We start from the raw sequence: 15040 nt of genomic DNA, 5'->3' as shown, positions 1-15040 counted from the left end.
TGGCGCTTGAGCAGCTCCAGCGGCGTGGCGAACTGGCTCTCGAGCAATAGCGTCATCACCATCAGCGCCACCGTCAGGAAGGCCGCCATCGACAGGAACTGCATCTGGCTTTGACCCAGCAGCCAGGCGCCGAGCACCAGGGCGCTCCACAAGGCCAGCGAGTTCAGGCGAATGCGCCGTCGCACCCCCATGTGCCGCCAGATCGACAGCAGCTTCCCCAGCCCCTTCTGGGAGACTATGCCTTTGTGCAGCTCGGGGGCTGAATCGCCCTGCTCATGCATGGACTCATACAGCTTTTGCGCCGCCTCGACCTCTTTGCGCTCGGGCTGGGTGCGCACCGACATATAGCCCTTGGCCTTGTCATTGCGGATGATGGGAATGGCATTGGCCCGAACCCAGTAGTGGTCCCCGTTCTTGCGCCGATTCTTGACCAGTGCGCTCCAGGGCTCGCCGCTTTTAAGCGTGGCCCACATGTCGGCAAAAGCGGCCGGGGGCATGTCCGGGTGGCGCACCAGATTGTGGGTCTGGCCAAGGATCTCTTGCGGCTCGAAGCCGCTGACCTCCATGAACGCCTGATTGGCATATTTGATGTAGCTCTCGGTGTCCGTGGTGGACATCAGAGTTGCATGCTCATCAAAGCTGTACTCCCGCTGGGTCACTGGTGCATTGACTCTCATAGATGCCACTTTTTGGTCATTAATCGAGAAAAACTGCACAGCTTTGTGCCGCAGCCTGGACTGCGACGACCACCTCTGTGTGTATCAATTATTTACATGTTTTTGGCGACCCTCCCATTCCTGAAAACGCAGTTGTTGCTAGCCCGCGTCAACGCAGATATAGCTCCCCGAGTCCTTCATTCAAAAGCGCCCTTCTCCTACAGAGGCAACCTCGCATCGTCCTTGATCTCCTCCATTACCGCATAGGTTCTGGTCTCGCGCACGCCCGGAAGCTGCCACAGCACCCGACCCGCAAAGTCGCGGTAAGCAGCCATATCGGCCATGCGGGTCTTGAGCAGATAGTCAAAACCGCCCGCCACCATATGGCACTCCATGATGGCCGGATAGGCAAGCACTGCAGATTTGAACTCGTCAAACACATGGGGCGTGGTCCGGTCCAGCAGCACCTCAACAAACACCGTCATGCCCACCCCCAGCTTCTGCGGGTTCAGCCGCGCCTCGTAGCCCAGGATGTAACCATCGCGCGTAAGCCGGGCCACGCGGGCCTGTACGGCTGTGGGCGACAGCGCCACCTGCTCTGCCAGGCGCAGATTGGAGATGCGTCCATCGGTTTGCAGAATTGCCAGTATTTTTCGATCAATCCTGTCGATATCCACTTCTGAAGCATCGATCATTGGTGAATTCCTCTTTTTAATTCACCCAATATAGTGATTAATTTTTCGACAAACCAGCAATGATTTTCCCTATGTAGACAGCTGCGCCCGGGCCGCATGCAATGCAGCTGTGAACATGGTGAAGGCCGCGCACCCGCTCGCGTCCAGGCTCTACGACACCTGCACAGACATGCCGACTTTCACTGCGCTGCCAGATTCCAGCCGCCCTGCCGATGAACTGCGTCAAGCCATCAGTTGCGCCACCCGCATGGCCGAGTCCGATGCCGTGGCCCGGCTGCTACCTGCAGCCACGCTGCCGCCCGCCGAGGCTGCCCAGGTCGCTGCCCATGCACAAAAGCTGGTCGAGCAGCTGCGCGCCCAACCCGCCAGCGCTGGGCGCCAGGGGCTGGTGCAAGGTCTGCTGCAGGAGTTTTCGCTGTCCTCGCAGGAGGGCGTGGCGCTGATGTGCCTGGCCGAAGCCTTGCTGCGCATCCCCGATGCAGCCACCCGTGATGCACTGATCCGCGACAAGCTGCGCGGTGGCGACTGGCAGGCGCATCTGGGCAAGAGCCCCTCGCTCTTTGTCAATGCTGCCGCCTGGGGACTGGTGGTCACCGGCAAGCTGGTCGATACGCATAGCGAGTCAGGCCTGCTCGCGGCACTCAAACGCATCACAGCCAGGGGCGGCGAGCCGCTGGTGCGCAAGGGCGTGGACATGGCCATGCGCTTGATGGGTGAGCAGTTTGTGATGGGCGAGACCATTTCCCAGGCTCTGGAGCGTGCACGCGAGCTGCAGGCCAGAGGCTTTCGCTATTCCTACGACATGCTCGGCGAGGCCGCCCTCACCGCCGAGGACGCACAGCGCTACATGCAGTCCTATGTGAATGCGATTCATGCAATCGGCAAGGCCGCTGACGGCAAGGGCGTCTATGAACGGCCGGGCATTTCCATCAAGCTCAGCGCCCTGCACCCGCGCTACAGCCGCGCGCAATGGCAGCGCGTGATGAGCGAGCTGCTGCCGCGCGTGCTGCAACTGTGCGAGCTGGCACGCAGCTACGACATAGGGCTCAATATCGACGCAGAAGAAGCCGACCGCCTGGAGCTGTCGCTGGACCTGCTGGAACAATTGGCCCACGCCCCTGGCCTGGCAGGCTGGAACGGCCTGGGCTTTGTGATTCAGGCCTATCAGAAGCGTTGCCCCTATGTGATCGACTATCTGATCGATCTGGCCCGTCGCAGCGAGCGCCGTCTGATGGTGCGCCTGGTCAAAGGCGCCTACTGGGACAGCGAAATCAAGCGCGCCCAGATCGACGGTCTGAACGACTACCCGGTCTACACCCGCAAGCACCACACCGATGTGGCCTATATCGCCTGTGCTCGCAAGCTGCTGGCCGCACCCAGCGCCATCTACCCGCAATTCGCCACCCATAACGCCCAAACCGTGGCCAGCATCGAATCATTGGCCGGTGCCCAATCCTACAGCGCCGGACGTTACGAGTTTCAATGCCTGCACGGCATGGGCGAGCAGCTCTACCTGCATGTGGTCGAGGCCGAAGACAAGGCCGCACGCCGCCCCTGCCGCATCTATGCTCCCGTGGGTACGCACGAGACACTGCTGGCCTATCTGGTTCGCCGCCTGCTGGAAAACGGTGCCAACAGCTCATTCGTGCACCGCATCGCCAACCCCGACTGGCCCATCTCTGATCTGATAGCTGCCCCTGCGGACCAAGTCTGGGCTGAGGGCCAACCGGATCCCCAAACCCGAGCCGGGGTGGAGACTTTGATTGCGGTCGATGCCATAGGCCTGCCCCATCCCCGCATAGTGCTGCCGCGCGATCTGCTGGGCGAACAGCGCAGCAACTCCTCAGGCCTGGACCTGAGCGATGACGGTGTGTTGAGCGCTCTGTCTCAAGCGCTTGCGCAAAGCCGGCCCGCACCACTTCGCCAGGGTGTCCATGCCGTGCATGCCGCCGACACCATCGGCACAGCCATAACCAACCCGGCCAGCCATCAGGAACTGCTGGGCTATGTCAGCGATGCAGGGCCCGTGCAGATCCAGCAGGCGCTGCACGCAGCCGCACAGGCCCAGACCGCCTGGCAAGCCAGCCCGGCCGAGCTGCGTGCCAGTCTGCTGCAGACCGCAGCAGAGCTCTTTGAAGCGCAGATGCATCCACTGATGAGCCTGCTGATGCGCGAAGCTGGCAAGACTGCGGCCAATGCCGTGTCCGAGGTGCGCGAGGCCGTGGACTTTCTGCGCTATTACGCGGCTCAGATCCGGCGGCAGGCCGATGCGGATCTGCTCGCCCCCGGCATCGGCCCTGTGGTCTGCATCAGCCCCTGGAATTTTCCACTGGCCATCTTCACCGGCCAGGTCGCAGCCGCCCTGGGCGCTGGCAATGTGGTGCTGGCCAAGCCCGCCGAGCAGACCCCGCTGATCGCCCTTGAAGCCGTGCGCCTGCTGCATCAGGCCGGCATTGCGCCAGACGTTCTGCAATTGCTGCCCGGCCGGGGCGAGACCGTAGGCGCCGCGCTGGTGGCCGATGCGCGCGTGGCAGGCGTGCTGTTCACCGGCTCCACCGAGGTGGCGCGACTGCTGGCTCTGCAGACCGCCGCACGGCTGCGCCCCGACGGCCAGCCTGTGGTGCTGGTGGCCGAAACCGGCGGCCAGAACGCCATGCTGGTGGACTCATCCGCCCTGGTCGAGCAGGCCGTGCAGGACATTGCTGCATCCGCCTTTGACAGCGCGGGCCAGCGTTGCTCGGCTCTGCGCCTGCTGTGCGTGCAAAACGACTGCGCCGACCGGCTGCTGGCCATGCTGCGCGGTGCCATGCAAGAGCTGCATTGCGGCAACCCGGCCGAACTGGCCACCGATGTGGGGCCCGTGATCGATGCCGATGCCAAGACTGGTATCGAGCGGCATATCGCCAGACTCAGAGCTCTGGGTCTGCGCATCCATCAATCGCCGCTGGGCCCGGAAACTGCCGCGCAAGGGCATTTTGTGGCGCCTACGCTGATCGAGCTGCCCGATCTGCATCAGCTCACGCGCGAAGTCTTCGGCCCCGTACTCCATGTACTGCGCTATCAACGGCGCGAGTTGCCGCAATTGCTGGAGCGCATCAACGCCCTGGGCTACGGCCTGACCATGGGATTGCACACGCGCATCGACGAAACCGTGCAGCAGGTCGCCCAGGCGGCACATGTCGGCAACCTGTATGTGAATCGCAATATGGTGGGGGCCGTGGTCGGTGTTCAGCCCTTTGGCGGCGAAGGGCTGTCGGGCACCGGTCCCAAGGCCGGCGGCCCGCTGTATCTGCCACGCCTGCAGCAGACACCCGGCTCGCCCCTGCGTTTGCTCAGTCTGCTGCTGCATCAATCCGGAGAGGCACAGGCCGGTGCCACGCCCGTCACGGCAGCAGCGGCGACCGCCTTGCGGCAGCTGGGCCACTGGGCCAGGCAGCATGGTGAGGCCATTGTCAGCCATGATTGCGAGCGCCTGCAATCGGCCCTGCCCGATCTGCATGCCGCGCGCCTGCTGCCCGGCCCCACGGGCGAGCGCAATCTCTACCAGCTGCTTGGCAAGCCGCGCACAATGTGCCTGGCGCAGGAAAGAACCATGCTGCTGCAGCAACTGGCGGCTGCACTGGCCTGCGGCTCGCAAGCATTGTGGGTGCCCGGCCCGCTAGGCACCTCAGTTCACGGCAAGCTCCCAGAGCCACTGCGCCGTCAGGTGCTGCTGTTGCCTGCAGAGCTCAGCGTCGAGGAAATTGCGGAAACCGAGCCCATGGATTCAGCCCTGCTGGAATGCGACGCCCCCCAGTTTCTACGCTGGGCGCAGGCCCTGGCAAGGCGCCCCGGCCCGCTGATACTGCCCACACGCTGTGTGGCAGGCCAGCCCGTTCGGCTGGAACGGCTCTGGCATGAACGAGCTCTGTCGCACAACACGGCGGCAGCGGGCGGCAATGCGGCATTGATGACGCTGGAATAGCCGCCCTGAGGCGCTTTGCGCCTTCCCCCTCTCAGCTTCGCGAAGGGGGACGACAGCCTCGCTGCAGGGTGGCGGGGCCGCCAAGGCCCTTGCTTGCTGTCCACTGCTCATAGGCCATGCCCATTCGGCGCTGTGCGCCCGATACTCACCACGCCCCTCAGAGCCGCCAACACCACCCAGCAAGCCCCAGGTCTGCTATTGAGACCAGGCGCGAAGCCGCAGACAGCACAAAAGTACGGCAAGACGAGGCAACGACATATCAAGGGTGGGTATTAGCGGGTCCAAAAAAGAAAGCACCCAGCGCAAGCAGTACCTGCGCTGGGTGCTCTTTGAGAGTCAATGAGATTTACAGCTTGGCGATGGACACCTCTGTGGACTTGACCAGAGCCACCACTTCCGAGCCCACCGCCAAACCCAGGTCATTGACCGAGCGCGTGGTGATCACCGACGTGACGATGCCCCAGGGCGTCTCGACATCCACCTCCGAGACCACATCACCACGGATGATTTCCTTGACCTTGCCCTTGAACTGGTTGCGTACGTTGATGGCTTGAATAGACATGTAGATTCTCCTGAGAAAGCGTGAAGGTTTTGAAAACAGCGCTTGCTGCACTGCATGAAAACGATTCTGAAACCTTCTCCAAAAAACTCAAAAGAATAAAAACAAAAATTTTTATACCAAAAACATCTTATGAAAATCAGTGACCATAGCGTGGCACGAGCCTGCGTGGCACAACGCCTGCGCGGCCAGGCATCGAACAACAGCCCGATCGAGCGGATAACAAAGACGCCCATCACCACGATATGGCTGCGCAAAAAGCGCGAGACATTGAGCACCACCTGTGCCTGCCCCTGCTGCGCAGTCGCCCCATGTAGTGCCATACCGTGGCTTAAAGCTCTTTCAGGAGATTCGAGTTGAAATTCAGCCTTCGGCAGATTGCAGTGCCGCACGCACCACCTCGGGCGTCAGCGTAGGCACAAAGCTCTCGATGAAGGCATAGGCATAGCCGCGCAGCCAGGCATCGCGGCGCAGAGCCAGGCGCGTGAGATTGACCTCGAACAGATGGCGCGCATCGATGGCGCGCAGATGGCGGTCACGCTCGGCATCGAAAGCGATGGAGGCAATGATGCCCACGCCCATACCCAGCTCCGCATAGGTCTTGATTACATCGGCATCCATGGCGGTGAGCACCACATCGGGCACCAGCCCGGTCGCCGCAAACGCCTTGTCGATATGAGCACGCCCGGTGTAGCCCTGTTCGTAGGTGATGATGGGGTGGCGCGCCAGCGCTTGCAGCGTCAGGGCTCCTTCTGTATCGAGCAGTTCATGGCCGGGCGGAACGACCACGCTGTGCGACCAGCGATAGCAAGGCAGGGTCACCAGGTTCTCATAGCTTCCCAGCGCTTCGGTGGCCACGCCGATATCGGCCTCGCCCGAGAGCAGCATCTCGGCCACCTGGCGTGGCGAGCCCTGATGCAGATGCAGCGAAACCTGGGGGTAGAGCCTGCGGAAATCACGCACCACCTGGGGCAAGGCATAGCGTGCCTGGGAATGCGTGGCAGCAATCGACAGGCCGCCGCGCTCGCTGGCGTGGAAATCCTCGCCCGCGCGACGCAGATTGTCGGCTTCGAGCAACATGCGCTCGACAATAGGCAGCAGGGCCGTGCCGGGCGGCGTCAGCCCCGTCAGGCGCTTGCCGGCGCGCACAAATATATCGATACCCAACTCCTCCTCGAGCTCGCGAATCTGCCGGCTCACGCCGGGCTGCGAAGTGTGGAGCATGGCCGCCACTTCGGTCAGATTGAAGCCACGCCTTGCCGTTTCCCGGACCGAACGCAGTTGCTGAAAATTCATATCTTGATGGCAGGCGGTGCAGCTTGCGGCTGCGCCAGCCGCCTGTTTCTCTTTGTTTTCGTTGGATGCTCAAATCGCCCAGCGCAGGCCAGTAGCCGGCACGCCAGGCCAGCTCGGCAATCCGGCGGCCTGTTCTGACTCGGGCTTTTGCAGCACGCGATCCAGAATGCGTGTCTCCAGCGCGGCAAAGCGGGCATCGCCATGCACACGCGGGCGCGGCAAATCGATGCGCTCGTCGAGAGCAATGCGCCCATCCTCGATCAGCACCACGCGGTCTGCCAGGGCCACGGCCTCCTGTACATCGTGAGTGACCAGCAAGGCCGTGAAGCCATGACTGCGCCACAGACCTTCGATCAGGCGGTGCATTTCGATGCGAGTCAGCGCATCGAGAGCGCCCAGCGGCTCGTCGAGCAGCAGCAGTCGCGGCTGGTGAACCAGGGCACGGGCCAGGGCGACGCGCTGGCGCTGGCCGCCCGACAGCCGCGCCGGCCATTCATTTTCGCGGTCAGCCAGTCCCACCTGCGCCAGCACCTTGCGGCCGCGCTCGCGCGCCGAATCAGGCAGACCCAGAATCACGTTGTCCAGTACCCGCTTCCAGGGCAGCAGACGCGCGTCCTGAAACATGATGCGCGTATCCCTGTTTTGCCGGCGCTGCTCGCGCGCATCGCCCGCATCGATCAGCAGTTGCCCCGCACTGGCCTCTTCCAGCCCTGCCACAAGGCGCAGCAAGGTGGACTTGCCGCAGCCGCTGCGCCCAACGATGGCGATGAACTCGCCAGGCTGAACATCGAGCTGTACCTGCCTGAGCACTTCACGCTCGCCATAGCGCTTGGTCAGCTGCCGAGTCTGCAAATGCACGCCCTGCGTGCCCTCGGTCTGCTCTTTCTGCTGCGCATCGGGCTGCTGGCTGCTGTCCTTTTTTTCCTCTTCCGCATCCTCGGCCCTGTGCCACAGCTTGCCGCTAGCCTGCAAGGCCTCGGCCTCGTCCCAGGATGCCTCCCATGCCACCAGCGGCTGACGCGCATTCAGCGCACCTGCACCCACCAGCGACTGCGTCAAACGACTCCACAAACTGCTCATCACCAACTCCCGTCTTTGTCTGTTCAAAACTGGCGCAGCACATGCGCGTGACAGCGAGCAAGCGCCGCCGCGCAGCGAGGCTGTCGTCCCCTGGGGGAAGCCGCAATGCGGCTCAGGGGGCTCCATAACTCGGATGCCAGCGCAGCCACCAGCGCTCCAGCGAACGGGCAAACACATCGGCCAGCTTGCCCAGGATTGCGTAGAGCAAGATGCCCACCAGCACCACATCGGTCTGCAGGAACTCACGTGCATTCATGGTCAGGTAGCCGATGCCTGCCTGGGCCGAGATGGTCTCGGCCACGATCAGAATCACCCACATCAGTCCGAGCGAAAAACGCAAGCCCACCAGGATGGAAGACAGCGCTCCCGGCAAGACGATGTCGCGATACAGCTGCCACCGCGTGAGTCCGTAGCTGCGGCCCATCTCGATCAGACCCGGGTCCACGTTGCGAATGCCGTGAAAGGTGTTCAGATAGATGGGAAAGAACACCGAGACGCTGATCAGAAACAGCTTGGCCGATTCGTCGATGCCGAACCACAGAATGACCAGCGGAATCAGCGCCAGCGCAGGGATGTTGCGCACCATCTGGATCGTGGAATCGAGCAGCGTCTCGGCCCAGCGCAGCGAGCCTGTGAGCAGACCCAGCAGCAAGCCCAGGCTGCCGCCAATGGCCAGCCCCGCCAGCGCACGCCCGGCACTGACCTTGACATGCGTCCATAACTCGCCCGACTCTGCCAGAGCCCAGGCGGCACGCAACACATCCAGCGGTGCGGGCAGCACCCGCGTGGACAGCCAGCCCCAGGCCGATGCGGCCTGCCAGGCAGCGATCAGCGCGACCGGCAACAGCCAGGGCAGCAGCCGCAAAGCGAACTGACGCGCCAGCAACTCCAGGCGCGGCACCGGCGGACTTGCAGGCTGAGCCGCAGATTGCAACGTCAGCGTTTGAACATCACTCATACCCTCTCCTTCAGCTTTGGGACACTCGGATCTGCTCGCGCTCCGCAGCAGCGGCTGCCGAAGCAGCGGCTGCCGAAGCAGTGGCTGCCGGAGCAGCGGCTCCCGGCGAGTACAGATTGGCCACGGTTTCTCCAAACGGGCCGCCCGGATTGCCGCCGCCCAGCTTTTCCTGCACGTTGACCGGCAACAGCGGGAAGACCAGCTCGGCAAAGCGATAGGCTTCCTCGAGATGCGGGTAGCCCGAGAGCACAAAGGTGTCTATGCCCAGATCGGCATATTCCTTGATACGGTCGGCCACAGTCTGGGCGCTTCCCACCAGTGCCGTGCCCGCGCCGCCACGCACCAGACCCACGCCAGCCCATAGATTGGGACTGATTTCCAGGTCCTTGCGGCTGCGCTTGGTGCCGCCCGCATGCAGCTGGGCCATGCGGCGCTGGCCTTCGGAGTCCATACGCGCAAACGCGGCCTGGGCCTGTACCACGGTCTCGTCCTTGAGGCGGCTGATCAAGCGCTCGGCGTCGGCCCAGGCCTCCTCATCGGTCTCGCGCACAATCACATGCAGGCGGATACCGAACTTGACCTTGCGGCCACGGCGCTCGGCCTTCTCGCGCACGTCGGCAATCTTTTTGGCGACTTCAGCCGGTGGCTCGCCCCAGGTCAGATAGGCATCGACCTGCTCTGCCGCCAGCTCATGGGCGGCAGGCGAAGAGCCGCCGAAATACACGGGTGGATAGGGTTTTTGCAGCGGCGGGAACAGCAGCTTGGCCCCCTTGACCTGCAGATGCCGACCTTCGAAATCCAGAGACTTTCCCTCATGGCTGCGTGCCAGAATCTCGCGCCAGATCTCGATGAACTCGGCCGATTGTTCATAGCGCGTCGCATGATCGAGAAACACGCCATCGCCCTCCAGCTCGGCCTGATCGCCGCCGGTGACCAGATTGATCAACAGGCGCCCGCCGGAAAGTCGGTCGAAGCTGGCTGCCATGCGCGCAGCCAGGCTGGGCTGATGCAGACCGGGGCGCACGGCCACCAGGAACTTCAGGCGCTTGGTGACGGGCAGCAGACTGGACGCCACTACCCAGGGATCTTCGCAGGAGCGGCCCGTGGGAATCAGCACGCCTTCGTAACCCAGGCTGTCGGCTGCCACGGCCACCTGCTTGACATAGTCATGGCTCAGCTGGCGTGCGCCTTCGCTGCTACCCAGGTAGCGGGCATCACCATGGGTGGGAATGAACCAGAACACTTGCATGACGAAATCTCCTTGAACCTGACTTAGAACCTGGATGCCACGGCGGGCGTGATGGATGAAGCGGCTGGGCTCGCCTGGCCATAGCCTGTGTATTCAGCCGCTGTGGGCTGCCAGACGATCTCGGCCACCTTCACCTGGCGTGGAATCACGCCCAGACGAAAAAAGGTATCGGCCATGCGCTGCTGCTCGACCACGATGGCGGGATTGAGCAGCGTGGTCGGCGAGCTGGGCCTGCGGCCGATGAAGCGGCTGACCACATTCGCATCCAGCCCGCTGAAAGCGGCCAGCAGTTGCACGGCCTCCTTGCGCGAGGCCTGCACCAGCTGGTCGGCGCGCGTGAGCTCGTCGAACAAAGCCTTGATGAGCTGGGGATGGTGCTCGACCAGGCCGCGCGAGGCCAGATAGAACGAGTTGTTGCCCGTCAGGCCCTCGCCGCTGCTGAGCGCGCGTGTTCGGATGCTCAGCTCGGTGGCCGCATAGAACGGGTCCCAGATGGCCCAGGCATCGACGCTTGCGCGCTCGAACGCTGCACGCGCATCGGCCGGGGCCAGATACACGGGCTGAATATCGGCCCAGGCAATACCGGCCTTGTCCAGCGCACGCACCAGCAGGTAATGGGCGCTTGAGCCTTTTTGCAGCGCCACACGCCGGCCTTTGAGGTCGGACAGTGACTTCAGCGGCGAATCGGCGAGCACCAGAATGGCCGAGCTTTCGGGCTTGGGCGGCTCGGCCCCTACATAGCGCAGGTCCTTGCCCGCAGCCTGGGCAAACACAGGCGGAGAATCGCCGGTCAAGCCGAAGTCCAGACTTCCGGCCGACAGTGCCTCCAGCAACTGCGGCCCGGCTGGAAACTCCAGCCAGCTGATCTTGGTGCCTGGAAAGCGCATTTCCAGAACGCCATGCTGCTTGAGCACGACCAGATTGACGGCCGACTTCTGATAGCCGATGCGCAACTGGGCCGGAGCCGCAACAACCGGCACAGGCTGGGCCAGTGCATCGTTGGCGTAATAGGCGGCCAGGGTCCAGCTGAAAGCCGTGGTGCCCAGCAGTTGCAGAGCCTGGCGACGGCCGCGATGGAAACGGGGTGAAGAGGATGCTGAACTCATGGCAATGACCTTTTCATGAATCAACGGCTGGCCAGCAAGTCCACGGGCGCGGCATGCAGCAAATTGAGCTTCTTGGGGATCAGCTTGAGATCGAAGAAGGTGTCGGCAATCTTTTGCTGCTCGCCCAGGATTTCGGCATTCACGGCCTTGGTGCCGAACTCGGTACGGCTCAGGTACAGCTCGGTCACGGCGGTATCCAGGCCCAGGATCTGCGACAGCTCTGCCGCTGCTGCGCTCTTGTTCTTGCTGGCCCAGGCATCGATGGCGGTAATTTCCTCGATCGCGATGCGCAGCACGTCGGCATTGCGGCTCGCATAGTCACGCGAGGTGAAGTAGTAGGCGCGGTTGTTGACCACGCCCTTGGCATCGGCCAGCAGGCGTGCATCCAGAGCCTTCTGGGCCGAGGCCAGGAACGGGTCCCAGATCACCCAGGCATCGACCGAGCCTTTCTCGAACGCGGCACGCGCGTCGGGAGGAGCCAGAAAGACCGACTGCACATCACCGTACTTGAGGCCATGCTTTTCCAGCAGCTTGACCAGGAAGTAATGAACGTTGGAGCCCTTGTTGTAGGCAATGCGCTTGCCCTTGAGGTCCGCCACGCTGCGGATCGCCAAGCCCTTGGGCACGATCACCGCTTCCAGACCGGGGCGCGCCACCGTGGCCCCCGCATAGACCAGGGGCGCACCGGCGGCCTGGGCAAAGATGGGCGGGGCCTCGCCCACATCGCCAAAGTCAATCGAGCCGACATTGAGCGCTTCCAGTTGCACAGGTCCGGCATTGAACTCAACCCAGCGCACGGCCACGCCCAGCGGGGTCAGGCGCTTTTCCAGCGTGCCGCGATTCTTGAGAATCGACAGCCAGCCTTTTTGATGGCCCACGCGCAGCACGCGCTGCCCGCCTGCCGTGCCATTGCCCTGCTGCGCATGCAGTCCGCCCGAAGCCAGGGCCAGCGCCGAGGCTGCCGTACCCGCCAGCCACTGACGGCGTGTGGTGTTCAGCAATTGCGACGAAATGACGACAGAAGTGTTGTTGCGATCGGTCATGAGAAATCAATCCTTGGAGCTTGCAGTCCACACACTTCAGGCGCACCTTCGGCCTGATTTCAGACGCAACTCGGCCTTCGCAGTGCGGGAACTGCTATCAGAAAAATGGTAAATGCGTCAACGCTGCGAGAAAGGACGGCCAGCAAGGGCCTAGGCGGCCCCGCCGCCCCGCAGCAAAGGTCGTCGTCCCCTGGGGGAAGCGGCAAAGCCGCTCAGGGGGACCTACTTAAACGCTACATCGCACGTCGGAGAACGCGATGCTTTCAAAGTCATTGGCTGCGGCCCATTGGGCACTGCGGCGCAGATCGGTGGCCAGCAACTGGGCGGCATCCTCGACGCGCCCGGCAATCTCGGGGGCCAGGCCATAACCGCCTTCAGGCAGCAGGGGCACCCCCTGGTCGGTGGCATAGATGCCGGGCAGTATGTGGCGTGCGCCAAGCGACTGCAGCACGGGGCGCAGCGCATAGTCCAGCGCCAGCATATGGTGAGGGCTGCCGCCAGTGGCCAGAGGCAGTACCAGCTTGCCCTTGAGCGCCGTCTGCGGCAACACATCGAGAAAGACCTTGAGCAGGCCGCTATAGGCCGCCTTGTAAACGGGTGTGGCCACTACCACCGCGTCGGCCTGGGCCACTCTATCGGTCACGGCACGAATCTCGGGGTGATCGAAGCGGGCATGCAACAGGGCTGCAGGGTCCAGCTGGTTGAGCTGCAGCACGGGCTCGGTGCTCAGGCCCTGTGCCTGCAGGCGGGCAGCCACGGCATTGAGCAGGGCACTGGAGCGCGACGGCTGCGAGGGACTACCGGCAATCAGCAAAATCGACATGGCTTGGCTCTATCTTTTTGTTATTGCAAAGACAGGAGCACTGATCGCGCTCCCGCCCTGCGTTTCACTTATTTCTTGGTGTAGATCTGGTCGAAGCTGCCGCCGTCGGCAAAGTGGGCCTTGTCTGCCGCTGCCCAGCCGCCAAAAGCCTTGTCGATGGTGAACAGCTCCAGCTTGGGGAACTGGCCGGCAAACTCGGCAGCCACCTTGGCATCGGTCGGACGGTAGAAGTTCTTGCCAGCGATGCGCTGTGCCTCTTCGGAGTACAGATACTTCAGATAGGCCTCGGCTACCGTGCGCGTACCCTTTTTATCGACCACCTTGTCGACCACGGCCACCGAAGGCTCGGCCAGAATGGACAGCGAAGGCGCGACGATCTGGAACTTCTCGGGACCGAACTCCTTGAGCGCCAGATAGGCCTCGTTCTCCCAGGCCAGCAGCACATCACCCAGACCCCGCTGCACAAAGGTCACGGTGGAGCCGCGCGCGCCGGTGTCCAGCACGGGCACGTTCTTGTAGAGCTTGGTGATGAAATCCTTGGCCTGTGCATCGCCGCCGTACTTGCGCTTGGCAAATTCCCAGGCCGCCAGATAGTTCCAGCGCGCACCACCCGAAGTCTTGGGGTTGGGCGTGATCACCTGGATGCCGGGCTTGACCAGATCGCCCCAATCCTTGATGCCCTTGGGATTGCCCTTCTTGACCAGGAACACGATGGTGGAGCTATACGGCGCGCTGTTGTGCGGCAGGCGCTTTTGCCAGTCGGCCTTGACATTGCCGTTCTTGACCAGGGCGTCGATATCGCCGGCCAGGGCCAGTGTGGCCACATCGGCTTCGATACCGTCGATGATGGAGCGTGCCTGCTTGCCCGAGCCGCCATGCGACTGCTTGATGGTCACATCCTGGTTCTGCGTGGCCTTCCAGTGCTTGGCGAACGCCTGGTTGTAGTTCACATACAGCTCGCGTGTGGGGTCGTAGGAAACGTTGAGCAGTTGAACGCCGGTTTGCGCAAAAGCGGGCAATGTGGGCAGAGCCGAGAGGGTCAAGCCAGCAATCAGACCGGCAGCCAGAGGAAACTTGATAAAGTTGCGACGATTTTTCATTGGACTGTGTTCTTGGAGTGAATGGTTAACGGGCTTCTGCCCCGTTGCTATGCATTCTTGAGCCGCATTCTTAAAACTCAAACTACTAAGATTTCAGTTTGTTATTACCCAAACATCTGAAATCAACCAAGAGGACCCTACACATGGCACGTACCGTTCACTGCATCAAGCTTGGTCAAGACGCTGAAGGCCTGGATTTCCCTCCTGCCCCGGGCGAACTGGGCAAGCGTATCTATGAAAGCGTGAGCAAGCAGGCCTGGGCCGACTGGCTCAAGCACCAGACCATGCTGATCAATGAAAACCGTCTGAACCTGGCCGACGCCCGCGCCCGCCAGTATCTGGCTCGCCAGATGGAAAACCATTTCTTTGGCGGCGGTGCCGATGCCGCAGCCGGCTATGTGCCTCCCAGCGCCGAGTAAGTTCTTCTGACTCGGACACCAAGCCCCGTGGCCCCTGCCCCGGGGCTTTTTCATGTGTGAATTCGCAGCCGTAGCGACGAGGTTGCACGGCC

The 15040-nt window shown here is 62.7% G+C and carries 13 protein-coding genes; 2 read left to right on the top strand and 11 right to left on the bottom strand.

Going from position 1 to position 15040, the window contains the following annotated elements; translation table 11 throughout:
- Window positions 1-677 (bottom strand): PAS domain-containing protein (locus DFO48_RS23605; RefSeq protein ID WP_114864969.1); only part of this gene is annotated, 677 nt, incomplete at its 3' end.
- A gap of 197 nt (window positions 678-874) precedes the next feature.
- Window positions 875-1351 carry an Lrp/AsnC ligand binding domain-containing protein gene (locus DFO48_RS23600; RefSeq protein ID WP_003081373.1) on the bottom strand — a complete coding sequence of 159 codons (477 nt, stop codon included), beginning with the start codon at window positions 1349-1351 and terminating at the stop codon, window positions 875-877.
- A gap of 115 nt (window positions 1352-1466) precedes the next feature.
- Here DFO48_RS23600 and putA point away from each other — a divergent pair, with 115 nt between their 5' ends.
- On the top strand, window positions 1467-5315 hold the full coding sequence (putA, locus tag DFO48_RS23595) for a trifunctional transcriptional regulator/proline dehydrogenase/L-glutamate gamma-semialdehyde dehydrogenase (protein WP_114864964.1): 3849 nt from the start codon (window positions 1467-1469) through the stop codon (window positions 5313-5315).
- A gap of 346 nt (window positions 5316-5661) precedes the next feature.
- Here the strand turns inward: putA and DFO48_RS23590 are convergent, their stop codons facing one another.
- From DFO48_RS23590 to DFO48_RS23550, 9 genes are all read right to left on the bottom strand, one after another.
- The gene (locus tag DFO48_RS23590) at window positions 5662-5877 is read right to left on the bottom strand and encodes a molybdopterin-binding protein (RefSeq protein ID WP_003053517.1); all 216 of its coding nucleotides are present in this window, start codon (window positions 5875-5877) and stop codon (window positions 5662-5664) included.
- A 360-nt stretch (window positions 5878-6237) separates the two neighbouring features.
- Window positions 6238-7170 (bottom strand): CysB family HTH-type transcriptional regulator, encoded by a 933-nt coding sequence (locus DFO48_RS23585; protein ID WP_114864963.1) that lies wholly within the window; start codon window positions 7168-7170, stop codon window positions 6238-6240.
- A 69-nt stretch (window positions 7171-7239) separates the two neighbouring features.
- Window positions 7240-8250: an ATP-binding cassette domain-containing protein gene (locus tag DFO48_RS23580; protein WP_114864962.1), complete on the bottom strand. Its 1011-nt coding sequence runs from the start codon at window positions 8248-8250 to the stop codon at window positions 7240-7242.
- 112 nt (window positions 8251-8362) lie between these two features.
- Window positions 8363-9208 (bottom strand): aliphatic sulfonate ABC transporter permease SsuC, encoded by an 846-nt coding sequence (gene ssuC / locus DFO48_RS23575; RefSeq protein ID WP_003081380.1) that lies wholly within the window; start codon window positions 9206-9208, stop codon window positions 8363-8365.
- A gap of 10 nt (window positions 9209-9218) precedes the next feature.
- Window positions 9219-10457, bottom strand: coding sequence for an FMNH2-dependent alkanesulfonate monooxygenase (ssuD, locus tag DFO48_RS23570; RefSeq protein WP_114864961.1), 1239 nt, complete (start codon window positions 10455-10457; stop codon window positions 9219-9221).
- A 23-nt stretch (window positions 10458-10480) separates the two neighbouring features.
- Window positions 10481-11563 carry an aliphatic sulfonate ABC transporter substrate-binding protein gene (locus DFO48_RS23565; RefSeq protein ID WP_114864960.1) on the bottom strand — a complete coding sequence of 361 codons (1083 nt, stop codon included), beginning with the start codon at window positions 11561-11563 and terminating at the stop codon, window positions 10481-10483.
- 20 nt (window positions 11564-11583) lie between these two features.
- Entirely contained in the window at window positions 11584-12606 is a 1023-nt protein-coding gene (locus tag DFO48_RS23560) for a sulfonate ABC transporter substrate-binding protein (RefSeq protein ID WP_114864959.1), read from the bottom strand.
- 226 nt (window positions 12607-12832) lie between these two features.
- Entirely contained in the window at window positions 12833-13429 is a 597-nt protein-coding gene (gene ssuE / locus DFO48_RS23555; protein WP_114864958.1) for an NADPH-dependent FMN reductase, read from the bottom strand.
- Between the two features lie 68 nt (window positions 13430-13497).
- Window positions 13498-14529 carry a sulfate ABC transporter substrate-binding protein gene (locus DFO48_RS23550; RefSeq protein ID WP_114864957.1) on the bottom strand — a complete coding sequence of 344 codons (1032 nt, stop codon included), beginning with the start codon at window positions 14527-14529 and terminating at the stop codon, window positions 13498-13500.
- Window positions 14530-14672: 143 nt separating this feature from the next.
- Here DFO48_RS23550 and DFO48_RS23545 point away from each other — a divergent pair, with 143 nt between their 5' ends.
- Entirely contained in the window at window positions 14673-14948 is a 276-nt protein-coding gene (locus DFO48_RS23545; RefSeq protein WP_003053502.1) for an oxidative damage protection protein, read from the top strand.
- Window positions 14949-15040 lie beyond the last annotated feature (92 nt).

The sequence above is a fragment of the Comamonas sp. AG1104 genome, from assembly GCF_003350425.1.
Taxonomy (GTDB): domain Bacteria; phylum Pseudomonadota; class Gammaproteobacteria; order Burkholderiales; family Burkholderiaceae_C; genus Comamonas; species Comamonas testosteroni.
Note: the sequence above shows the minus strand (reverse complement) of the source record. Positions and strands in the feature narration are given on the sequence as shown.